Genomic DNA, 21,267 nt, shown 5'->3' with positions numbered 1-21,267 from the left:
GTCTCCCCCAGGATCTGCTCAGCGGGTGGCAGTACCCGCCGGAACCGCGTCCGTCGCCTCGGTCCACAGATCCTGCTCGGCCCGATCCGCCTGGATCTGGCGGTAGACCAACAGGCCACCTACAGCAGCCAAAGCCACCAGGATCAGCTTCTTCATCAGCGTGGCCTCTCCGTCCTGCGAGTGACGTTCGTGCACCTGTCCGCACGCCTGGGGCGCCGCGGTCGGGTTGGGCTCGACAATAACAGGTGCATCAAGGCACCGACCAATACCGAAAGACCCGGTCAGGCGCCAGTCGAGCCCCCCACGAGAACCGCGGGTGGACGGGCGCCGACCACGGGAGATCCCCGCTCGATCCCGGAAACGATCGAGGGCCCTTCCCCGAATCACGGGGAAGGGCCCTCGAACTGCTTGCGCGAAAGTGGGCCTAACAGGACTTGAACCTGTGGCCTCTTCCTTATCAGGGAAGCGCTCTAACCGTCTGAGCTATAGGCCCGCGTGCGTGCTCAGAGAGCGTACCGCACCGCTTGCCCGCCTCCAAAATCCTTAGTCCTCCTCGGCCAGCGTGACCTCGATGCCACCCGTGAACGACGCGGTGAGGTTGTAGAGGAATGCTCCGAGTGTGGCCAGCGCCGTCACGAGGATGACGTCGACGATGGCCACGACGCCGCTGAAGAAGAGGGTGTTCTTCAGGGACAGGAAGTGCTGGAGATCGAAGCCGGCGTTGTTCTCCGACTGGGTGGCTTCCTTGACCGTGTCACCAACCGAGGTGAACACCCCCAGGCCGTCCAGGACCAGCCACAACACGGTCACCGCGACCATCAGCACCACGCCCAGTGCCAAGGACAGCAGGAAACCGACCTTCATCACCGACCACGGGTCCACCCGCGCGGCCCGCAGCCGGGCCCGCCGGGTGCGCGCGATCGGTCGGGCCTGCGCCTCCGGCCCGGTCCGCCCTTGCTGCGCCACGGGCTGCCCCACTCGGTGAGCGGACGACGGGGCACCGCCGGCCGGGGTGCCCCGGGTCGGGCGCGGCGAGGTCATCGTGCCGCCACCCGTCGGGCGGGTGGCGGCCTTGCTGCCGTTGACTGCGGCCGGCGGCCGCTCCGTGCCCGCGCCCGCGCCCGCCGCTGCCGCGGGCGGGAACGGCGACGTGAACGGGGTGGGCGCCGAAGGACGCGGCGGGCGAGCCGCCGCGTCCCCGGTGGGCCCGGCCCCGTGCACGGGGGGTGGGGCTGCCGGCTTCGGCGGCACCGGTCCCGTGGGAGGCGGTGCCGCCTCGTTGCGGCTCGTGCTGTCAGCGCGCCCGCCGGCCCGACCCCGGTCGGCGCGCTCGCCTCTCCCGCCGGCCGACTTCCGGTCTGTGCTCACGCGTCACCCTTCCTGCCCGCCGGGCGCGACCTCCCCTTCGACGGTGGAGGTCGGCTCGTGCGTGCCATCGGCCGCACCGGCTTCGGCCCCGTCGACCTCAGGGTCGATCTCGGCCTCGGGCTCAGGTTCGGCGTTACGTGCGATGCCGACAACGGCGTCGCCCTTACCCAGGTTGATCAGCTGCACACCCATCGTGTCACGTCCGGTGTGCCGGACACCCGCGGCGCGGGTGCGGATCACTCCACCGCCGAGCGTGATGGCGAGGATTTCATCCGTGTCGTCCACGACGAGCGCCCCGACGAGTGAACCTCGGTCCTCGACGATCTTGGCGGCCTTGATACCCAGGCCCCCACGTCCCTGGACGCGATACTCGTCCACACTGGTTCGCTTTGCGAAGCCGCCATCGGTGGCGGTGAACACGAAAGTACCCTCGCGCACCACATTCATCGACAGCAGTTCGTCGCCTTCGCGGAAACTCATCCCCTTCACCCCGGATGTCGCCCGACCCATCGGTCGCAGCGTCTCGTCCGTGGCGGTGAACCGGATCGACTGTGCCTTCTTGCTCACGAGCAGCAGGTCGTCGTCCGCGGAGACCAGTTCGGCGCCGATCACCTCGTCGTCGTCACCGGCCTCGTCCGAGCGCAGGTTGATCGCGATCACGCCGGCCGCGCGGTTGGTGTCGTACTCCTTGAGCGCGGTCTTCTTCACCAGACCGGCCTTGGTCGCCAGCACCAGGTACGGCGCGACCTCGTAGTCGCGCAGGTCGAGCACCTGGGCGATCTTCTCGTCCGGCTGGAACGCGAGCAGGTTCGCCACGTGTTGTCCACGCGCGTCGCGACCGGTGTCCGGCAGCTCGTACGCCTTCGCCCGATAGACCCGGCCCTTGTTGGTGAAGAACAGGATCCAGTGGTGCGTGGTGGTCACGAAGAAGTGGTCGACGATGTCGTCCTGCTTCAGCTGCGCGCCGCGCACCCCCTTGCCGCCACGCTTCTGCGAGCGGTACAGGTCGGTCCGGGTGCGCTTGACGTAACCGCCGCGCGTGATCGTGATGACGATGTCCTCTTCGGCGATCAGGTCCTCGATGGACATGTCACCGTCGAAGGGCACCAGCGCGCTGCGCCGGTCGTCGCCGAACTTGTCGACGATCGCGGCCAGTTCCTCGCTGATGATCTGCCGCTGCCGGTCCGGCGAGGCCAGGATCGCCTGGTAGTCGGTGATCTTCGCCATCAGCTCGTCGTGCTCGGCGGTGATCTTCTGGTGCTCCAGGGCGGCCAGCCGGCGAAGCTGCATCTCCAGGATCGCGTTGGCCTGGATCTCGTCGATCTCCAGGAGCCCGATCAGGCCCGTACGCGCCTCGTCGACCGTGTTCGAGGCCCGGATCAACGCGATGACCTCCTCGATCGCGTCCAGGGCCTTGAGCAGACCACGCAGGATGTGCGCGCGCTCCTCGGCCTTGCGCAGCCGGAAGCGGGTCCGCCGGACGATCACCTCGATCTGGTGCTCCACCCAGTTGCGGATGAAGAGGTCGATCGAGAGCGTGCGCGGGACACCGTCCACCAGCGCGAGCATGTTCGCGCCGAAGGTGTCCTGCAGCTGGGTGTGCTTGTACAGGTTGTTCAACACGACCTTGGCCACCGCGTCGCGCTTGAGCACGATCACCAGGCGCTGGCCGGTACGCGAGGAGGTCTCGTCGCGGACGTCGGCGATGCCGCCGATCTTGCCGTCCTTGACCAGGTCGGCGATCTTCTGCGCGAGGTTGTCCGGGTTGACCTGGTAGGGCAGCTCGGTGACCACCAGGCACTGCCGGTTCTGGATCTCCTCGACCTCGACCACCGCGCGCATGGTGATCGAGCCGCGGCCGGTGCGGTACGCGTCCTCGATCCCGCGACGGCCCACGACGAGCGCGCCGCTGGGGAAGTCCGGGCCCTTGATCCGCTCGATCAGGGCGTCCTGGAGTTCTTCCGCGGAGACGTCCGGGTTCTGCAGGAACCACTGCGCGCCCGACGCGACCTCACGCAGGTTGTGCGGCGGGATGTTGGTCGCCATGCCGACCGCGATGCCCGCGGAGCCGTTGACGAGCAGGTTCGGGAAGCGCGCCGGCAGGACCGTCGGCTCCTGGTTGCGGCCGTCGTAGTTGTCCTGGAGATCGACGGTGTCCTCGTCGATGTCCCGGAGCATCTCCATGGACAGCCACTTGAGCTTGCACTCGGTGTACCGCATGGCCGCGGCCGGGTCGTTGCCCGGCGAGCCGAAGTTGCCGTTGCTGTCCACCAGCGGCATCCGCATCGACCACGGCTGGGCCAGCCGGACCAGCGCGTCGTAGATCGAGGTGTCGCCGTGCGGGTGGTAGGTGCCCATCACGTCGCCGACGACGCGGGCGCACTTGTAGAAGCCCTTCTCGGGCCGGTAGCCGCCGTCGTACATCGCGTAGAGCACGCGGCGGTGCACCGGCTTGAGACCGTCGCGCACGTCGGGCAGGGCGCGCGAGACGATCACGCTCATCGCGTAGTCGAGGTAGCTGCGCTGCATCTCGGTTTCGAGCCCGACGGGCTCGATCCGCAGACCGCCGGTGCTGTTCACCGCGTCCGCCGGGTCGCCTTCGGGCGCCGGGGTGTTCTCTTCGGCCATTGCTGGTCAAAGTCCTTTCGAGGTGTGGCGTGGGGCCGACTCGGAGGTGGACATCCGCGCTGCCGCGGATCCCCCCGGCTGGTCAGATGTCCAGGAACCTGACGTCCTTGGCGTTGCGCTGGATGAAGGAGCGGCGGGCTTCGACGTCCTCGCCCATGAGCACCGAGAACAGTTCGTCGGCCTGGGCCGCGTCGTCGAGCGTGACCTGGCCCAGGACCCGGTGGTCGATGTCCATCGTGGTCACCCGAAGCTCCTCGGCGTTCATCTCGCCGAGACCCTTGAAGCGCTGGATCGAGTCGTCCTTCGCGCGCTTGCCGGCCTGCCGGCCGAGTTCGAGCAGCGCGTCGCGCTCGCGGTCGGAGTAGGCGTACTCGAAGTCGTCCCGGCTCCACTTGATCTTGTAGAGCGGCGGGCGCGACAGGTAGACGTGTCCGGCCTCGACCAGTGGGCGCATGAAGCGGAACAGGAAGGTCAGCAGCAGGGTGTTGATGTGCTGGCCGTCGACGTCGGCGTCCGCCATCAGGATGATCTTGTGATAGCGGAGCTTCTCGATGTCGAAGTCCTCGTGCACACCGGTGCCGAAGGCCGAGATGAGCGCCTGGACCTCGGTGTTCTGCAGGATCTTGTCGATCCTGGCCTTCTCGACGTTCAGGATCTTGCCGCGGATCGGCAGGATCGCCTGGTACATCGGGTCACGGCCGGACTTGGCCGAACCACCGGCCGAGTCGCCCTCGACGATGAAGATCTCGCACTTGGACGGGTCGTTGCTCTGGCAGTCGCTCAGCTTGCCCGGCAGCGAGGCGGTCTCCAGGAGGCCCTTGCGCCGGGTCAGGTCGCGCGCCTTGCGGGCGGCCATCCGCGCGGTCGCGGCCTGGATCGACTTGCGGATGATGTCCGCGGCCTCGCTGGGGTTGCGGTCGAGCCAGTCGGTGAGGTGCTCGTGCACGACCCGCTGCACGAAGGTCTTGGCCTCGGTGTTGCCCAGCTTGTCCTTGGTCTGGCCCTCGAACTGCGGGTCGCCGAGCTTGACCGAGATGATCGCGGTCAGACCCTCGCGGATGTCCTCGCCGGCGAGGTTCTCGTCCTTCTCCTTGAGCAGCTTCTTCTCGCGCGCGTAGCGGTTGATCAGCGCGGTCAGCGCGGACCGGAAGCCCTCTTCGTGGGTACCGCCGCCGTGCGTGTGGATCGTGTTGGCGAAGCTGTGCACACCCTCGGTGTACTGCGAGTTCCACTGCATCGCGACTTCCACCGAGATGGTCCGCGCCTTGTCCTCGGCCTCGATGTCGATCACCGACGGGTGGACCAGCTCGCCCTTGCGCGAGTTGAGGTAGCGCACGAAGTCGGCGATGCCGCCCTCGTAGTGGTACGTGACCGTGAGCTGCTCGCCCTTGTCGTCCACGTGGTCCGGACGCTCGTCGGTGAGCGAGATGGTCAGGCCCTTGTTGAGGAAGGCCATCTCCTGGAAGCGCCGGGAGAGCGTCTCGAACGAGTAGACCGTGGTCTCGAAGATGTCCGCGTCGGCCCAGAAGGTGACCTGGGTGCCCGTCTCGGTGGTCGCCTCGTGCCGCTCCAGCGGCGCGGTGGGTGTGCCGAGCTTGTAGTCCTGCGTCCAGCGGTAGCCGTCGCGGCGGATGTCCACCGCCAGGCGCGAGGACAGCGCGTTGACCACGGAGACGCCGACGCCGTGCAGACCACCGGAGACCGAGTAGCCGCCGCCGCCGAACTTGCCGCCCGCGTGCAGGATGGTCAGCACGACCTCGACGGCGGGCTTCTTCTCCACCGGGTGCATGTCGACCGGGATGCCACGCCCGTTGTCGACCACGCGCACGCCGCCGTCGGCGAGGATGGTCGCCTCGATGTGCGTCGCGTGGCCCGCGAGCGCCTCGTCGACCGAGTTGTCCACCACCTCGTAGACCAGGTGGTGCAGGCCGCGCTCACCGGTGGAACCGATGTACATGCCCGGGCGCTTCCGGACCGCGTCGAGGCCCTCCAGGACCTGGATGTCACTCGCGCCGTACGACTGCGAGTTGATCGCGGCAGAGGTTTCCGGCGAGCCGGCCACGTCATTCTCCTTGGGGTTGCCGGAATCGGCCACGAAGCGCCCTTTCTGGCACAGCACGGCTCCCTGCCCGGGAGCAGGATCGGCAGGGAGGGTCGGACGGCAGGCAGCCGGCCCGACACGCCCCCGGGCACGGAGCCGCGGAAGTCGAAACAGGATCCGCATGAGCGGTATTGCTGGTTCAGTCTACCGGTCGGGGCGACACAAAGATGGGTTCCCAAGGGCCCTGTGTCCGCGTGTGGCGCCCTGATGTGCCCTGTCGCATGTCCCCCTACTTGCCCCGGGGTCCCGAATCGCTCTCATGGCTGTCCACGCGGCGCGAGCGACTCGGACGGTAACAGCGTGTCAGACCGGTATGACACCGGACACATCGTCCCCGCCGACCCGGCCGATCGGAGCGGATGCACACCCGGGAGTGCACGCCGGCGGTACATCCCGTGGCCGAAAACCACCTACGGCTGTGCGCGCCACTGTCCCCGGCGGCGCTCCTGCGCCGGGCCGAGGACCCGAATGAAGGTGACGGTGCCGTCGCCCAGCTCCTGATTGAGGCGGGCGAGCAGTTTCGGCGCGAGCCAGCGCACGTGGGTCGCGTAGTTGTCGGATTCGGCGCGGACCACCAGTTCGCCGTCCTCGAAGCGCTCCGGGCGACAGTTGGCCGCCATCGCCGGACCGACGATTTCCGGCCACCGCTGGAGTACGCCGTGCACCGCCGCCGGGGTCTGCCAGCCGCGCTCGGTGACCAGGCGCCCCATGATCTGACGCAGCGGCTGGGGGTCGCGGTCGTCGGGTCCCGAACCACTGCGTTTCAAGCCACGCCGTGCCTGGTTCTGGTCCTGCCGAAGATCGTGTCGGGTCCGTGCCTGGGCGCGGGCCTGGGTCAGCGCCGCGCGGGCCAGGTCGATCCCGCGGATCGGCTCGGCGGCCGGCTGCTCGGCCCGCCCGGGGCCGCCGGGAGACGGGATGTGGGCCTCGTCACTCATCCTCGACCCTTCGCACCTCTCCCGCGGCGACGTCGTAGCGCGCACCCGCGAGCGCGGGCGGCACATCCTCGGCCACCGCGGCCGTGACCAGCACCTGTTCACCGTGCGCGACCATCTCGGCGAGCCGCGCGCGACGTGTGACGTCCAGTTCGGCGAACACGTCGTCGAGCACCAGGACCGGCTCGCCGCCGTCCGCGCGCAGCAGCTCGTAGGAGCCCAGCCGCAGGGCCAGCGCGTACGACCAGGACTCGCCGTGGCTGGCGTAGCCCTTGGCGGGCAGCGGGCCCAGCCGCAGCACGAGATCGTCGCGGTGCGGGCCGATCAGCGTCTGACCGCGCTCGACCTCGGCCGCCCGGCCGGCCGCGATCGCCGCCGTGAGCACCGCGTGGATGCCGGCCCGGTCGGTGGGCAGCGGGTCCTCCGACATCGAACTGCGGTAGTCCAGCACGATCGGTCCACCGCCTGTGGACAACGCGTCGTAGGCCTTGTCCACCAGCGGTTGCAGCGCGGCGACCAGATCGAGCCGGGCGAAGGTGAGTTCGGCGCCCGTGGCGGCCAGGTGCTCGTCCCACACGTCCAGCGTGCTCAGCGCACCGCTGCGCCCACCGCCCGCCCGCCGGGCCAGCGCCGCGGTGCGCAGCAGCGTGTTGCGCTGCTTGAGCACCCGGTCGTAGTCCTGCCGCACCCCCAGCAGGCGCGGGGTGCGCGCGGTCAGCAACTCGTCGAGGAACCTGCGACGTTCGCCCGGATCGCCCTTGACCAGGGCCAGGTCCTCCGGGGCGAACAGCACGGTGCGCAGCAGGCCGAGCAGGTCGCGCGGGCGGGTCGCGGGCGAGCGGTTGATCCGGGCCCGGTTGGCCTTGCCGGGGTTGATCTCCAACTCGGCCAGCGCACTGCGGCCGTCCTCGCGGACGATGCTCGCCCGTACGTACGCCCGCTCGGCGCCGAGCCGGACCAGGGGTGCGTCCGAGGCGACCCGGTGGCTGCCGAGCGTGGCCAGGTAGCCGATCGCCTCGACGAGGTTGGTCTTGCCCTGGCCGTTGGGTCCCACGAACGCGGTCACGCCCGGTTCGAGGGGGAGCTCGATCCGGGCGTACGACCGATAGTCGACGAGTGACAGGTGCGCTACATGCATGGGCGGGCGGGCCGATTGCTCAGCCTGCGTCGGCCTCCTTCGGCGGCGTGGTGTCGGCGCCCGGGGCGTCGGCCCCCTTGTGCGTCGACGCGGCGGTGACCGCGTGCCCACCGAACTGATTGCGCAGCGCGGCGATCATCTTCATCTGCGGCGAGTCGTCCTGCCGGGACGCGAATCGGGCGAACAGCGACGCGGTGATCGCGGGCAGCGGGACGGCGTGGTCGATCGCCGCCTCCACGGTCCAGCGGCCCTCGCCGGAGTCCTCCGCGTAACCGCGCAGGCCTTCCAGGTGCTCGTCGTCGTCCATCGCCCGCACGGCCAGGTCGAGCAGCCACGAGCGGATGACGGTGCCCTCCTGCCAGCTGCGGAACACCTCGCGCACGTCGGTGACCACATCGGCGGCCTCCAGCAGTTCCCAGCCCTCGGCGTAGGCCTGCATCAGCGCGTACTCGATGCCGTTGTGCACCATCTTCGCGAAGTGCCCGGCGCCGACCTTGCCCGCGTGCACGAAGCCCGCGGGGCCCTCGGGCTTGAGTGCGTCGAAGATCGGCTGGACCTTCTCGATGTTCGCGGCGTCGCCGCCGCACATCAGCGCATAGCCGTTGTCCCGGCCCCAAACGCCGCCCGAGACACCGCAGTCGACGAAGCCGATGTTCTTCGCGGCCAGCGCCTCGGCGTGCTTGATGTCGTCCGTCCAGCGCGAGTTGCCGCCGTCGACGAGCACGTCACCGGGGGACAGCAGTTCGCCGAGTTCGTCGACCGTGGCCTGGGTGGGTGCGCCTGCGGGCACCATCACCCACACCACGCGCGGCGTCGGTAGTGCGTCCACAAGTTCCTTGAGGCTGTGCACATCCGCGATGTCCGCGTTGCGGTCGTAGCCCACCACCGTGTGGCCCGCGCGGCGCAGACGCTCGCGCATGTTGCCACCCATCTTGCCGAGGCCGACGAGTCCGAGCTGCATCCTGAAATCCTTCGTTCGCTGCTGCGATGCCGGGTGGGGCACCGCCGAGGCCGCTTCCGCACCCCTTGTGGGGGCTTTTCACCGCGTCGACGGTACGCGGGTAGCGGTTGCCCGTGCTGCTGCGGGGTCATGCACGGCGAACCCGTACGAACCCGGAGCCCGTTCGGCCCGGTTGAGCCGCGGCCCTCGGTCAGCCGGACAGGCGCACCGGCATGATCAGGTAGCGGTACTCGTCGGTGGCCTCGGCCTCGACGTCGGGCTTGCCGGTCATCACGGCCGGCTTCGTGGACGTGGTGAAGGAGATCTGGGCGACCGGCGAGCCGATCGCGCTGAGTCCTTCGAGCAGGAACGTCGGGTTGAAGGCGATCGAGATCTCCTCGCCCTCCAGCGTCGCGTCGATCGCCTCGGAGGCCTGCGCCTCGTCGCCGGAACCGGCTTCGAGCACCAGTCGGCCGTCGGAGAAGGACAGCCGCACCGGGGTGTTGCGCTCGGCGACCAGGGACACGCGCTTGACGGCGTCCACGAACGGCGCGGTCTCCACCGTCGCGACGGTCTCCGACTGCTCCGGGAACAGCGCGCGGTACTTGGGGAATTCGCCTTCGAGCAGGCGGGTGGTGGTGCGCCGGCCGGCGCCCTCGAAGCCGATCATGCCCTCGCCGATCTTGTCCCCGGACAGCGCGATCTGCACGCTGTCGCCCTGGGTCAGCGACTTGGCGGTGTCGTTGAGGGTCTTGGCGGGCACCAGGGCCACCGCCGAGGAGAGGCCGTCGGCCTCGGGCTTCCAGTGGAACTGGCGGACCGCGAGCCGGTATCGGTCGGTGGCGGCGAGGGTGACCAGGTCGCCCTCGATCTCGACCCGGACGCCGGTCAGCATCGGCAGCGTGTCGTCGCGGCCGGCCGCGATGGCCACCTGGGCCACGGCGGCGGCGAAGACATCGCCCTCGACGGATCCCGCGGCGGTGGGCATGTCCGGCAGCGCCGGGTAGTCCTCCACCGGGAGGGTGGGCAGGGTGAACCGTGCGCTGCCGCAGACCACGGTCACCTTGGCGCCGTCGGTGGACACCTCGACGGGGCGGTTCGGCAGGCTCTTGGAGATGTCGGCGAGCAGTCGCCCGGACACCAGCACCCGGCCCGGCTCGTCGATCTCGGCCTCGACGCCACCGCGGGCGGAGACCTCGTAGTCGAAGCTGGACAGCGTCAGTCGCTGGTCCGCGGCTTCCAGGAGCAGTCCGGCGAGGACGGGAACCGCCGGCCGCGCCGGGAGACTCCGCGCGGTCCACGCCACCGCATCAGCGAGAACGTCACGCTCGACCCGGAACTTCACCGGTTCACCGCCTCCTGCCGTTACCGGCCGTCTGTCTGTCGTGTGTCTGCCGTTCGTTCGTTCGGCATCGGTGGCAGGCCGTCGGGGCCTACCACCGGCACACAGTCTGACGCACCGCGCCGACAGCCCGCGCAGCCCCCGGCAAACCGGCAGTCCACAGATTCGGGCCGACCCGACCGTTTTCCGTGGATCTCTCTTGAACTACGTGTGGTCGTAGTAGTAGGGGGTGTGGATACCGTGGATAACCGGTATACGCGCAGGTCAGGGCCGGTTTTTTGTCCACTTCGAGGTGTGGGTGAACCCGTGGATAAACCCCCTGTGTCTGTGGATGCCCGAATTGGCTCCACAGGCCGTCCCCAGCCGTACCCGTACTTGTCCCCAAACAATCCCCAGGTCGAGGGCCACTTGTCCCCACCCTCTGCGGATGCCCGTTGGCTTCGGATTCACCGTAAGGGGTGAAACCGACCCGACTGTGGACAGATCCGTGGACAACCTGGGGACAAGCGCGGAATTTCGGTGGACGGGACGTGGACAACCGGACAACACGGCGGTGGACGGTCTGCGGCGGAAAAGTTATCCACAGTCTGTGGAGGAATCCATTCCACATCACCACAGGAACCTGACCTGCCGGCTCGCCGGCTTTTTCCCCAGGTTCCCGCAGCCATTGTGGGGAACTCCGAGGCGGATGCGTCATCCCCATGGTGTGGAAGCCCGAGTCGGCGCCGATCGGTGGATAACTCGGCCCCATTTCGGGCAATGTGACGAAGGTCACATCGAACATGCGAAGGCCGGCGGCCCCAAAGGGGAACGCCGGCCGCTTCTCGGTGGTGATCGGGTGCCGTTTCAGCTCTTGATGCGGTTCGTCAACTCGGTCACCTGGTTGTAGATCGAGCGCCGTTCGGCCATCAACGAGCGGATCTTGCGGTCCGCGTGCATCACCGTCGTGTGGTCGCGTCCGCCGAACTGGGCGCCGATCTTGGGCAGCGAAAGATCGGTCAGCTCACGGCACAGATACATCGCGATCTGGCGCGCGGTGACCAGCACCCGGCTGCGCGAGGTGCCGCACAAGTCCTCGACGGACAGGCCGAAGTACGCGGCGGTGTGCGCCATGATCGTGGTCGCCGTGATCTCGGGTCCCGCGCTGTCCGGGATCAGGTCCTTGAGCACGATCTCGGTGAGCTGCAGGTCCACCGGCTGGCGGTTCAGGCTGGCGAACGCGGTCACCCGGATCAGCGCACCCTCCAGCTCGCGGATGTTCCGGGAGATCTTGCTGGCGATGTACTCCAGCACGTCCGGCGGCGCGTTGAGGCCCTCCTGGATCGCCTTCTTCCGCAGGATCGCGATCCGGGTCTCCAACTCGGGCGGCTGGACGTCGGTCAACAGTCCCCACTCGAATCGGTTGCGCAGCCGGTCCTCCAGCGTCACCAGCTGCTTGGGCGGCCGGTCGGAGGAGATGACGATCTGCTTGTTCGCGTTGTGCAGCGTATTGAAGGTGTGGAAGAACTCCTCCTGGGTCTGCTCCTTGGTCTCCAGGAACTGGATGTCGTCCACGAGCAGGACGTCCACGTCTCGATAACGTCGACGGAAGCCGTCGGCCTTGCCGTCGCGGATCGAGTTGATGAATTCGTTGGTGAACTCCTCCGAGCTCACGTAGCGCACCCGGGTACCCGGATACAGGCTCTTCGCGTAGTGCCCGATCGCGTGCAGCAGGTGTGTCTTGCCCAGCCCCGACTCGCCGTAGATGAACAGCGGGTTGTACGCCTTCGCGGGCGCCTCGGCGACCGCCACCGCGGCCGCGTGCGCGAACCGGTTGCTGGAGCCGATGACGAACGTCTCGAACAGGTATTTGGGGTTCAGTCTGGCGGCCGGCTCGTGCTCCACCACGCCGTGCTCGCGCCCGGTGCCCGGCCGGGCCAACCGCAGCGGTCGCCCGCCGGGCGCATCGGCCGGCGGCACGGGCGGGGACTGGTGGGGAGGAGGGGACTGCTGTGGCGGTTGCGCGACACCCGGCGACTGGTCTCTGTCGCCGGATTGATGTGTCGAATTATCCACAAAGCTGTGGACGGAAGGTGTGGAAAAGCCGGGCGGCCCGAACAGGTCTTCGCGGTCCGCAAAGAGGGTTCCATCCGATGGCGGAATTCCCGGGTGATCGGATGAAACGTTCGGATTGCCCCCGTATCCGTATTGATCGCGAGAATCCCGTGGATCCCGCGGATCGCGGGCGTCCCGGGACTCGCGCGGCTCCCGCGGATCGCGCAGTTCGCGCTGCTCCCGGGCATCGCGCGCATCCCGGGGGTCCCTGGGGTCGCGCTGCTCGCGCGGGTCGCGCTGGTCCCGGTACGGTCCGGGCGCGTAGCGCTCGTGCGGGTAGTCCTGCTGATACTGCGGCTCGGCGTAGGGATCGCGGTCCTGGCGATACGGCTGCTGGCCGTACGGCTCCTGCGGGTAGCCGTCGCGGCCGTAGCGGTCGCCGCCATAGGAGGAGCGACCGTAGGGGCCGGGGTTGTAGTCGTCGTGCCGGGGCGAACGGTCGTGCCGCTCGGGCACCGGCTCCGGCTCGCCGGCACCCGGCTCGACGCTGACCGCGAACCGGATCGGCCGCCCGAAACCGTGGCTCAACGCGTCCGTGACCACCTGGCGGAGCCGGGTCTCCAGGACTTCCTTGGCGAACTCGTTCGGCACCGCGAGCAGCGCGGTGTCGGAGAAGAGGGTCAGCGGCTGTGTCCGCTGGAGCCATCCTTTGTCCTTGGCCGTGACCGAGTCGTCGGTGGCCAGTCGTTCCAGGAACCGTGCCCAGACTGCGGCGAGGTCGCTGGTGATGTCAGCCACAGTGCACGCTCTTTCATTGCATCGACGCAGGTCTCGGGAGGGCTCCCAGTGTCCCGGACCCCGGGAGCGAGCGCTCCGGTCCGACCCACCTGTTCACGGTAGTGGCGCCCGGTAGCCTGCTCAACCCGTTGTCCACAGGCTGTGTACAGCCTGCCCCGTACGGCGTTTCCGCAGGTGGGCGACGTGCCCCGGATCCCCCATTTGACCCCGTCGCCTGTTGGTACGTACCGTGGGCCGGTCTAGTTGTCTGACGACCGCTGCCGCATGTCCGAGATCATGTCGATGCGGACGTACGGTGGTGGCCGGCGGTCTTTTCTGCCGGCCCACGATTCAAATCCTGGAGCCCCCGAGTGAGCAAGCGCACCTTCCAGCCGAACAACCGTCGCCGGGCGAAGACCCACGGGTTCCGGCTGCGCATGCGCACCCGTGCCGGTCGCGCCATCCTTGCTGCCCGCCGCCGCAAGGGCCGCGCGGAGCTTTCCGCCTGAGTTCGCGGATCTCTCCGTGCTGCCTGCCGATAACCGGCTGAGGCGGCGCGAGGACTTCGCGATCGCGGTTCGCCGCGGGCGTCGAGCCGGCCGTCCCCATCTGGTCGTCCACCTGCATCGTCAGGAGACGAGCGGACCAGTGACGTCCGAACGCACCCCGGCGACCGCACCGCCGTCCGAGCCGGACACCCTGCGCCAATCTGTGGCAGAGGACCCGCACGCGGATGTGGAGCACGCTCCACCACCGCGTGCGGGTTTCGTCGTGAGCAAGGCTGTCGGCCCCGCGGTTGTCCGTAACGTCGTCAAGCGTCGGCTACGCCACCTCATACGCGATCGGATGGCCCTGCTCCCGGCAGGTAGCCTGGTCGTGGTACGGGCATTGCCACCCGCAGCCCAGGCGGACCATTCCGCCCTGGCACGGGATCTGGACGCAGCGTTCGACCGGCTCCTGGGCCGGGCCGGGCGCCCTGTCGCGGTTCGAGCGGATGGGCCCGCGGCCAAGCCTGGAGCGACGGCGTGAAGTACCTGTTCATGGGGTTCATTCGGGTCTATCAGTGGACGATCAGCCCGATGCTGGGGCCGGTGTGTCGCTTCTACCCGTCGTGCTCGCATTATGGGTACGAGGCGATGTCCGTGCACGGCGCCTTCAAGGGCACCTACCTCACCGTGTGGCGCATCCTGCGCTGCAACCCCTGGAACTCTGGCGGTGTCGATCCTGTGCCGCCGCGCACACGCCGACCGTGGCGACTCCCCGAGCGGAAGTCGCGCTCGGAGTCGGAGCCGCACGAGCGGCAGCAGACGTCCAGCACCGGCCGTACCGAGCCCGCGCCCGGTGCGAACACCACCGCCCGAGGAGCTTGACCGTGGGGATTCTTAACCCCCTATATACCGCCGTCTCGTGGATCATCGTTCAGTTCCACTCGTTGTTCAGCCCGATCTTCGGCAAGAGCAGCGGTTGGTCCTGGGGCCTGTCCATCGTCTGCCTCGTGGTCGTCATCCGGATCTGCCTGATCCCGCTCTTCGTGAAGCAGATCAAGGCGACCCGTGGTCTTCAGGCGCTGCAGCCGCGGATCAAGGAGGTCCAGAAGCGGTACAAGGACGACCGTGAGCGTCAGTCCCAGGAAATGATGAAGCTCTACAAGGAGACGGGTACCAACCCGCTCTCGAGCTGCCTTCCGATCCTGGTCCAGTCGCCGTTCTTCTTCGCCCTGTTCCACGTGCTGCAGCGCGTCTCGCAGAACCGCACGGTCGGCGTGATCGACCGCGACCTGGTGAACAGCGCCCAGCAGGCGCACATCTTCGGCGCCCCGATCGCCGCCAAGTTCACCGACTCGGCGGCCAAGATCGCCAGCCTCGGGGCCGACCTGACCACCGTGCGCATCGTCACCATCGTGATGATCGTGCTGATGTCCGGGTCGCAGTTCTTCACCCAGCGCCAGCTGATGACGAAGAACACCGACCCCGCTTCGCTCGTGGGCAATCCGTTCGCGAAGCAGCAGAAGCTGATGATGTACGCGTTCCCGATCATGTTCGCGGTCTTCGGCATCAACTTCCCCGTCGGTGTGCTCATCTACTGGCTCACCACCAACGTGTGGACGATGGGTCAGCAGCTGTTCGTGATCAACCGCAACCCCACGCCCGGCAGCCCGGCGTTCAAGGTGCGGCAGGAGAAGCTCGCGGAGAAGGCGCGCAAGCAGGGCAAGGTGCTGCTTCCCGACGGCAAGCTGATGGACGCCGCCGAGTACGAGGCCCAGCAGGCCGAGCTGAAGGCCCAGGCCGCCCGGCGCCAGCAGCCCACCAGGCTCACCAAGTCGCAGCGCAAGGCCCGTGCCCGGGACGACGCGGACGCGGCCGCCAGGGACGCCGAGGAGGGCTCGGAGGCCGGCGCTGCGGCGAGCAACGGCACGTCCGGCACCGCCCGCTCGAACGGCTCGGTGAAGGGCTCGACCGCGCGGACACCGCATTCCGGCGCGCGTAACGCCGGCCCGCGCAAGCAGACCCAGAGCCGGAAGCACCACCCGAGGAAGAAGTGACCGCCCTCGACGGGGCGGCCGCCCTCTCCACCGACTCGCTCACTCGTCCACAAAGGAGTTCCCCTGTGACGGAAGGCACGACCCCCGCCGTCGACTCACCCGCCGCCTCGCGTCGGATCACGCTCACCGCGGAGGAGATCAGCCGTCTGGAGCAGGAGGGTGAGATCGCCGCGGACTACCTGGAGGCCCTGCTCGACATCGCCGACCTCGACGGCGACATCGACATGGACGTCGAAGGCGGACGCGCGTCGGTCTCGGTGATCGCCGGCGACGAAAGCGAATCCTCCGGTGCCGACCTCAAGCGGCTCGTCGGTCGCGACGGCGAGGTCCTGGAAGCCCTCCAGGAACTGACCCGGCTGGCCGTGCACCGCGAGACCGGCGAGCGCAGCCGGTTGATGCTCGACGTGGACGGCTTCCGTGCCGCCAAGCGGGCGAACCTGGCGGAGATCGCCACCGAGGCGGTGGAAGAGGTCAAGGCGGCGGGTACGTCCCTCAAGCTGAAGCCGATGACCCCGTTCGAGCGCAAGGTCGTGCACGACACCGTCGCGGAGGCCGGACTGCGCAGCGAGTCGGAGGGCGAGGAGCCCAATCGCTGCGTCGTCGTCCTGCCCGCCTGATCGGATCCCCGGATCCGTTTCCGCAAACCGTCGCGCCGGCCCCACCCGCATCCCGGGTGGGGCCGGCGCCGTTCCTGGGATGATGTTCCACGTGAAACGTCAGGACGACACGACCCCCGACCCGCCGGCGGACGAGCGCGCGCCCGAGGCCCCGGAGGCGGCGGCTCGCCTCTTCGGTGCCAACCTGGACCGCGCGATCCGCTATGCCGATCTGCTGGCCGGTCCCGGTGTACGCCGGGGCATGGTCGGCCCACGCGAAGTCGGCCGGCTCTGGGAGCGGCACCTGCTCAACTGCGGGGTGGTCGCCGAATTGATCGCCGAGAACGCGATCGTGCACGACGTCGGTTCGGGTGGTGGTCTGCCGGGCATTCCGCTCGCGCTGGTCCGGCCGGACCTGCGGATCACCCTCGTCGAGCCGTTGTTGCGGCGCACCACGTTCCTCGACGAGGTGGTCGAGGAACTCGGCCTCGACAACGTCGAGGTGCTGCGCGGGCGCGCCGAGGAACTGCGCGGCCGTACCTCCGCCGACGTGGTGACCGCACGTGCGGTCGCGCCGTTGGCCAAGCTGGCCGGGTGGGGCCTGCCGCTGCTCGGCTCGGGCGGCGAGATGCTCGCCCTCAAGGGCGACTCGGCCGCCGAGGAACTCCTGGAGTCCGAGGCGGACTTGCGCAAGCTCGGTGCCGTGTCCTGGACGGTCGCGCACGCGGGTGCCGGAATCGTGGACCCGCTGACCACCGTGGTCCGGGTGCGGATCGGCACCGTCGTGGCCAAGGAGTCCAAGGCGACGAAGGCGCGCCGAGCCGCGAAGACAACGCGGCGGCGTCCCGGGAAGTAGCAGCGCCCCCGGGTTGGGCCGGACGGCTGAAACGCCGTTCCTGCCCGCTCGGGGTGTGTCGTGAGCGCCGTGGCATCGCCGCACCCGGGATCGTGTTTCACGTGAAACGTCTTCCGTGGAAACGCTTCTACTCGCCTGAGGCGCGCCGGAACGTGACACCCTCTGAGGGTGCCGCCGCAGTGCGTGGTCATTCCGTCGGCCCGAGTTCCCATGTCGCCGCGGCAGGAGAGGAGAGTGGACCGTTGCCGTCCGAGTATCCGACAGCCTCGATGCCGGCGCCCCGAGTAGGCGCCGGCGTCGACGTTTCACGTGAAACAGAGGCCCCCGGTATCGAAGACACGCCCATCGCTCGAGCGGCCAGACAGGCCGTCGAGACGATGGGCCGCGCTTCGGAAGGGCTACCGCGCCCGGAGCGCACCCGGGTCATGGTGGTCGCGAACCAGAAGGGTGGCGTCGGCAAGACCACGTCGACCGTGAACCTCGCGGCGGCGCTGGCGATGCACGGCGCCCGGGTGTTGGTGATAGACCTCGACCCGCAGGGCAACGCCTCCACGGCGCTCGGGGTGGACCATCACGCGGGCACGCCGTCGATCTACGAGGTGCTCGTCGAGGGCCGCGACCTGGCCGAGGTCGTCCAGCCGGTGCGCGACGTCGAGGGCCTGTTCTGCGCTCCGGCCACGATCGACCTGGCCGGCGCCGAGATCGAACTCGTCTCCCTGGTCGCCCGGGAGAGTCGGCTCCAGCGCGCCATCTCGTCCTACGAGCAGCCGTTGGACTACATCCTGATCGACTGTCCGCCCTCGCTCGGCCTGTTGACCGTCAACGCGCTCGTGGCGGGTGCCGAGGTGGTCATCCCGATCCAGTGCGAGTACTACGCGCTGGAGGGGCTCGGCCAGTTGTTGCGCAACGTGGAACTGGTCCGCGCGCACCTGAATCCGAACCTGGCCGTGTCGACGATCCTGCTCACCATGTACGACGCCCGCACCCGGCTTGCCTCGCAGGTGGCCCAGGAGGTGCGCGACCACTTCCCGGACGAGGTGCTGCCGACCGCGATCCCGCGCTCGGTACGGATCTCCGAGGCACCCAGCTACGGCCAGACCGTGATGACCTACGACCCGGGCTCCACCGGTGCGTTGTCGTATCTTGAAGCGGCTCGGGAGATGGCGCTGCGCGGCGTGGCGAAGGCGAAGGAGGAAGTATGAGCGGACAACGCAGGGGTTTGGGCAAGGGGCTCGAATCGATCATCCCCACTCGGGCACTGAAGCCGTCGTCCTCCGCCGCGGAGACCCTGCGCAGGATGGCGGAAATAGCGACCGACGAGCCGGCCATGTCGCCGGCCTCGGTCCCGGTCCAGGAATCGCCACGGGGCAGCAGGACGGCGGTGCAGCCGGCCGCGCTGTACGCCGAGTTGCTGCTCGATGTGATCACGCCGAACCCGCGCCAGCCCCGCGAGGTGTTCGACGAGGGCGCGATGGCCGAGTTGGTCCAGTCGATCCGGGAAGTGGGTGTGCTCCAGCCGGTCGTGGTCCGTGCGTCGGGTGACGGCACCTACGAACTGGTGATGGGCGAGCGACGGTGGCGGGCCTCTCGCGAGGCGGGGCTGACCCACGTGCCGGCCATCGTCCGGGTCACCCAGGACGACAAGCTGTTGCTCGACGCGCTCCTGGAGAACCTGCACCGTTCCGAACTCAACCCGCTCGAAGAGGCCATGGCCTACGAGCAGTTGCTGGAGGAGTTCGCGTGCAGTCACGACAGCCTTGCCAAGCGGATCGGGCGCTCGCGCCCGTATGTGTCGAACACCCTGCGGCTGTTGAAGTTGCCGACCGAGGTGCGGACCAGCCTGGCGGCCGGGACGCTCCTCGCCGGGCACGCGATCGCGTTGCTCAAGATCGAGGAGTATCCGGACGAGCTGGCCAAGCTCGCCAAGCGCATCATCCGCGAGGGCATGACGGTGCGCACCGTCGAAGAGATCGCCTCGCAGATCAAGGGTGAGGGTCCGGCGCGGCCGGCGAAGACGCAGAAGCCGCGACCGGGTGGGCTCGTCGCACCGGCCCTGAACCAGCTCGCGGATCGGCTCAAGGACCGCTTCGAGACCGAGGTGAAGGTGGTCCTCGGCCCGAAGAAGGGCAAGATCGTCGTGGAGTTCGCGTCGGTCGAGGATCTGGAACGCATCCTCGCCTCGATGGCGCCCGGTGAAGGCGACCAGTTCGCCAAGCGGCTGAGTGAGCCGCAGGGTCGGGCGCGACCCGAGTCGCCGGCCGAGTCGACCGCGGCCGAGTCGACCGCGGCGGATGACCAACCCTCGGTGTTGGTCCCGTAGTCGACGCAGAAACACCGAAGCACCGAAGCACCGAAGCACGGAAGTACGGAGAAGGGGCCCGCGGTCGTTGACCGCAGGCCCCTTCCTTGCTTGTGTTTCACGTGAAACGTGCCGCCTGCTCGATGCGGCGGTGCTGCTCGCGCACGTTTCACGTGAAACGTGGCACCCCTGGAGGGGCGATGAGGTCGATGCGTTGGATCGTCGCGGGTCTGGGAGTGGGTGCCGTCGGCGGTTTCGTCGGCGGGCTGCTCGGTGGTTCGCCGCGTTCCCGGGTGTCGATTCCCGCGCCGTGGACGCCCGATGGGCCCGCGATTCCGGTTCATGCGCTGCCTGAGGGCTCACGTCGGCCGGTGGATCGGGTCGTCCTCGACGAGGCGGCGCTCGCTCGAGCGAGAGCCGATCGGCTCGGGTACTGAGTGGCTCGGTTGCTGCCGGCTCGGACGCCGGTCGACTCGGGTGCCGGTCGACTCAGGTGAAGACGGGCAGTCGCAGCATGCCGGTGGGCACGTCCTCGTCCGGCGGCAGGTAGAGCCGCTGGAGGGCCACCACGATCGACTCGGCGGCGTGGTCGCGGAATTCCGACCCGGCCAGTCGGGCCGCGTCCTCCGCGTTGGTGAGGTAGCCCAACTCGATCCGCACGGCGGGCATCCGGGTGCGCCGTAGCAGCGTCCACGCCTTGCCGTGGGTCCGACCGTCGACCAGGCCGGTACGCGCGACGAGTTCGCGCTGAACCAGGCTCGCGAAGTGCTCTCCGGTCGGCGAGCGTCGCCCGTACCGGTCGCTTCCGCTGCCGTAGTAGTAGCTGGAGACGCCGCTCGCCCGCGGGCTTTCGTTGCGGTCCGCGTGCAGGGATATCACCAGGTCCGCGTCGGTGGCATTGGCGAAGGCCGCACGGTCCTCCTCGCCGATGCCGTCGGAGTCCAGGCCGCGGGTGAGGTACGCCTGGACGCCGAGGGCGGACAGCCGACCCTCCAGTCGCCGGGCGAGATCCCACACCACCTCGGCCTCGGCCAATCCGTGTGCCACCACGCCCAGGTCCGTGCCGCCGTGACCCGGGTCGATCACCACGGTCTTGCCGGCCAGCGATGGGCCGGAGCGGTGCAGCAGTTCGGATTCGCGCATCGCGTGCGGCTGGCCGCCGACGACCGTGCGTGCGAGCCGGTCGAGGGCTCGGAACGTGGCCGGTCCACACGTGCCGTCTGCGCCCAGCCCGTAGTTGCGCTGGAATTCGCGCAGCGCGCGCTCGGTGGCGGGGCCCAGGATGCCGTCCACCCGGCCGCAGTCGAAGCCCATGTCGAGCAGCCGCTGCTGGAGGGTGGCCACGTCGTCCCCGACCGTCGGGTGACCGATCGAGTAGGACAGCATGCGGTCGCCGAGGCGCCATCGTGCCTCGTCGAGGTGACGGTAGGTCTCCGGGCCGACGATGCCGTCCACGGTCATTGCCCGCTGCTGCTGGAAATGCCGGACGGCGAGATCCACGGAATGGTCGAACACCGCGTCCGCGTAGCCGCCGTGGCCGTCCCCGTCCCCGCTGCCGGCGACCGCATGGGCACCGGCGGGCAGGAGGCCGAGCAGCACCAGTTTGGACCTGATCTCGGCGACTGCGGGGCCGGTGTCACCGCGTCGGTACCGCCGCTGCATGGTCATGGAAAGAAGTCCTCCCGAGTTTTGACGCAACACTCGATCGTAC

Annotated in this window: 18 protein-coding genes and 1 tRNA gene; 8 read left to right on the top strand and 11 right to left on the bottom strand. The window is 68.9% G+C overall.

Features of this window, described 5'->3' with window-relative positions:
- Positions 1 to 18: 18 nt before the first annotated feature.
- The 10 genes from ACFZBU_RS32475 to dnaA all read right to left on the bottom strand — a co-directional run bounded on the left by ACFZBU_RS32475 (position 19) and on the right by dnaA (position 13,284).
- On the bottom strand, positions 19 to 156 hold the full coding sequence (locus tag ACFZBU_RS32475) for a DLW-39 family protein (RefSeq protein ID WP_020557117.1): 138 nt from the start codon (positions 154 to 156) through the stop codon (positions 19 to 21).
- Between the two features lie 263 nt (positions 157 to 419).
- Positions 420 to 493, bottom strand: a tRNA-Ile gene (locus ACFZBU_RS32470).
- 50 nt (positions 494 to 543) lie between these two features.
- Positions 544 to 966 (bottom strand): DUF3566 domain-containing protein, encoded by a 423-nt coding sequence (locus tag ACFZBU_RS32465; RefSeq protein ID WP_391587270.1) that lies wholly within the window; start codon positions 964 to 966, stop codon positions 544 to 546.
- A 405-nt stretch (positions 967 to 1,371) separates the two neighbouring features.
- Complete coding sequence (gene gyrA / locus ACFZBU_RS32460; protein ID WP_391587269.1) at positions 1,372 to 3,996, bottom strand: DNA gyrase subunit A; 2,625 nt, start codon at positions 3,994 to 3,996, stop codon at positions 1,372 to 1,374.
- Positions 3,997 to 4,078: 82 nt separating this feature from the next.
- Positions 4,079 to 6,115 carry a DNA topoisomerase (ATP-hydrolyzing) subunit B gene (gene gyrB / locus ACFZBU_RS32455; protein WP_391587268.1) on the bottom strand — a complete coding sequence of 679 codons (2,037 nt, stop codon included), beginning with the start codon at positions 6,113 to 6,115 and terminating at the stop codon, positions 4,079 to 4,081.
- Between the two features lie 392 nt (positions 6,116 to 6,507).
- Positions 6,508 to 7,035, bottom strand: a complete 528-nt coding sequence (locus tag ACFZBU_RS32450; protein ID WP_391587267.1) for a DUF721 domain-containing protein — start codon at positions 7,033 to 7,035, stop codon at positions 6,508 to 6,510.
- Entirely contained in the window at positions 7,028 to 8,170 is a 1,143-nt protein-coding gene (recF, locus tag ACFZBU_RS32445; protein ID WP_391587266.1) for a DNA replication/repair protein RecF, read from the bottom strand. The genes ACFZBU_RS32450 and recF overlap by 8 nt, the downstream gene beginning before the upstream one ends.
- 19 nt (positions 8,171 to 8,189) lie before the next feature.
- Positions 8,190 to 9,131 (bottom strand): phosphogluconate dehydrogenase (NAD(+)-dependent, decarboxylating), encoded by a 942-nt coding sequence (gene gnd / locus ACFZBU_RS32440; protein WP_391587265.1) that lies wholly within the window; start codon positions 9,129 to 9,131, stop codon positions 8,190 to 8,192.
- Positions 9,132 to 9,321: 190 nt separating this feature from the next.
- The gene (gene dnaN, locus ACFZBU_RS32435) at positions 9,322 to 10,455 is read right to left on the bottom strand and encodes a DNA polymerase III subunit beta (protein WP_360311326.1); all 1,134 of its coding nucleotides are present in this window, start codon (positions 10,453 to 10,455) and stop codon (positions 9,322 to 9,324) included.
- An 843-nt stretch (positions 10,456 to 11,298) separates the two neighbouring features.
- Positions 11,299 to 13,284, bottom strand: coding sequence for a chromosomal replication initiator protein DnaA (gene dnaA / locus ACFZBU_RS32430; RefSeq protein WP_391587264.1), 1,986 nt, complete (start codon positions 13,282 to 13,284; stop codon positions 11,299 to 11,301).
- 350 nt (positions 13,285 to 13,634) lie between these two features.
- Between dnaA and rpmH the strand changes: the two genes are divergently transcribed.
- The 8 genes from rpmH (at position 13,635) to ACFZBU_RS32390 (ending at position 19,577) form a co-directional block, all read left to right on the top strand.
- Complete coding sequence (gene rpmH, locus ACFZBU_RS32425; protein ID WP_010849920.1) at positions 13,635 to 13,772, top strand: 50S ribosomal protein L34; 138 nt, start codon at positions 13,635 to 13,637, stop codon at positions 13,770 to 13,772.
- A gap of 16 nt (positions 13,773 to 13,788) precedes the next feature.
- Positions 13,789 to 14,292 (top strand): ribonuclease P protein component, encoded by a 504-nt coding sequence (rnpA, locus tag ACFZBU_RS32420; protein WP_391587263.1) that lies wholly within the window; start codon positions 13,789 to 13,791, stop codon positions 14,290 to 14,292.
- Entirely contained in the window at positions 14,289 to 14,633 is a 345-nt protein-coding gene (yidD, locus tag ACFZBU_RS32415) for a membrane protein insertion efficiency factor YidD (protein WP_020557146.1), read from the top strand. Before rnpA ends, yidD begins: the two co-directional genes overlap by 4 nt.
- Before the next feature lie 2 nt (positions 14,634 to 14,635).
- Positions 14,636 to 15,805: a membrane protein insertase YidC gene (gene yidC / locus ACFZBU_RS32410; RefSeq protein ID WP_391587262.1), complete on the top strand. Its 1,170-nt coding sequence runs from the start codon at positions 14,636 to 14,638 to the stop codon at positions 15,803 to 15,805.
- 65 nt (positions 15,806 to 15,870) lie between these two features.
- Positions 15,871 to 16,422: a protein jag gene (locus ACFZBU_RS32405; RefSeq protein WP_391587261.1), complete on the top strand. Its 552-nt coding sequence runs from the start codon at positions 15,871 to 15,873 to the stop codon at positions 16,420 to 16,422.
- A gap of 82 nt (positions 16,423 to 16,504) precedes the next feature.
- A complete protein-coding gene (rsmG, locus tag ACFZBU_RS32400; RefSeq protein WP_391587406.1) occupies positions 16,505 to 17,257 on the top strand; it encodes a 16S rRNA (guanine(527)-N(7))-methyltransferase RsmG in 753 nt (250 codons plus the stop codon).
- A gap of 269 nt (positions 17,258 to 17,526) precedes the next feature.
- On the top strand, positions 17,527 to 18,459 hold the full coding sequence (locus ACFZBU_RS32395; RefSeq protein WP_391587260.1) for a ParA family protein: 933 nt from the start codon (positions 17,527 to 17,529) through the stop codon (positions 18,457 to 18,459).
- Complete coding sequence (locus ACFZBU_RS32390; protein WP_391587259.1) at positions 18,456 to 19,577, top strand: ParB/RepB/Spo0J family partition protein; 1,122 nt, start codon at positions 18,456 to 18,458, stop codon at positions 19,575 to 19,577. The genes ACFZBU_RS32395 and ACFZBU_RS32390 overlap by 4 nt, the downstream gene beginning before the upstream one ends.
- Before the next feature lie 468 nt (positions 19,578 to 20,045).
- On the opposite strand, the gene ACFZBU_RS32385 is transcribed toward ACFZBU_RS32390, so the two are convergent.
- Positions 20,046 to 21,224: an N-acetylmuramoyl-L-alanine amidase gene (locus ACFZBU_RS32385; protein ID WP_391587258.1), complete on the bottom strand. Its 1,179-nt coding sequence runs from the start codon at positions 21,222 to 21,224 to the stop codon at positions 20,046 to 20,048.
- Between the last annotated feature and the right edge of the window lie 43 nt (positions 21,225 to 21,267).

Origin of the sequence: Embleya sp. NPDC008237 (genome assembly GCF_042956465.1) — a bacterium.
Classification (GTDB): Bacteria; Actinomycetota; Actinomycetes; order Streptomycetales; family Streptomycetaceae; genus Embleya.
This window is presented reverse-complemented; position numbering and strand designations above follow the sequence as displayed.

Bases quoted from the DNA above. Each gene is read 5' to 3' on its own strand.
- gnd (WP_391587265.1), bottom strand. From the start codon at position 9,131: ATGCAGCTCGGACTCGTCGGCCTCGGCAAGATGGGTGGCAACATGCGC.
- ACFZBU_RS32475 (WP_020557117.1), bottom strand. From the start codon at position 156: ATGAAGAAGCTGATCCTGGTGGCTTTGGCTGCTGTAGGTGGCCTGTTG.
- ACFZBU_RS32395 (WP_391587260.1), top strand. From the start codon at position 17,527: ATGCCGGCGCCCCGAGTAGGCGCCGGCGTCGACGTTTCACGTGAAACA.
- rsmG (WP_391587406.1), top strand. From the start codon at position 16,505: ATGTTCCACGTGAAACGTCAGGACGACACGACCCCCGACCCGCCGGCG.
- ACFZBU_RS32390 (WP_391587259.1), top strand. From the start codon at position 18,456: ATGAGCGGACAACGCAGGGGTTTGGGCAAGGGGCTCGAATCGATCATC.
- ACFZBU_RS32450 (WP_391587267.1), bottom strand. From the start codon at position 7,035: ATGAGTGACGAGGCCCACATCCCGTCTCCCGGCGGCCCCGGGCGGGCC.
- gyrA (WP_391587269.1), bottom strand. From the start codon at position 3,996: ATGGCCGAAGAGAACACCCCGGCGCCCGAAGGCGACCCGGCGGACGCG.
- ACFZBU_RS32385 (WP_391587258.1), bottom strand. From the start codon at position 21,224: ATGACCATGCAGCGGCGGTACCGACGCGGTGACACCGGCCCCGCAGTC.
- recF (WP_391587266.1), bottom strand. From the start codon at position 8,170: ATGCATGTAGCGCACCTGTCACTCGTCGACTATCGGTCGTACGCCCGG.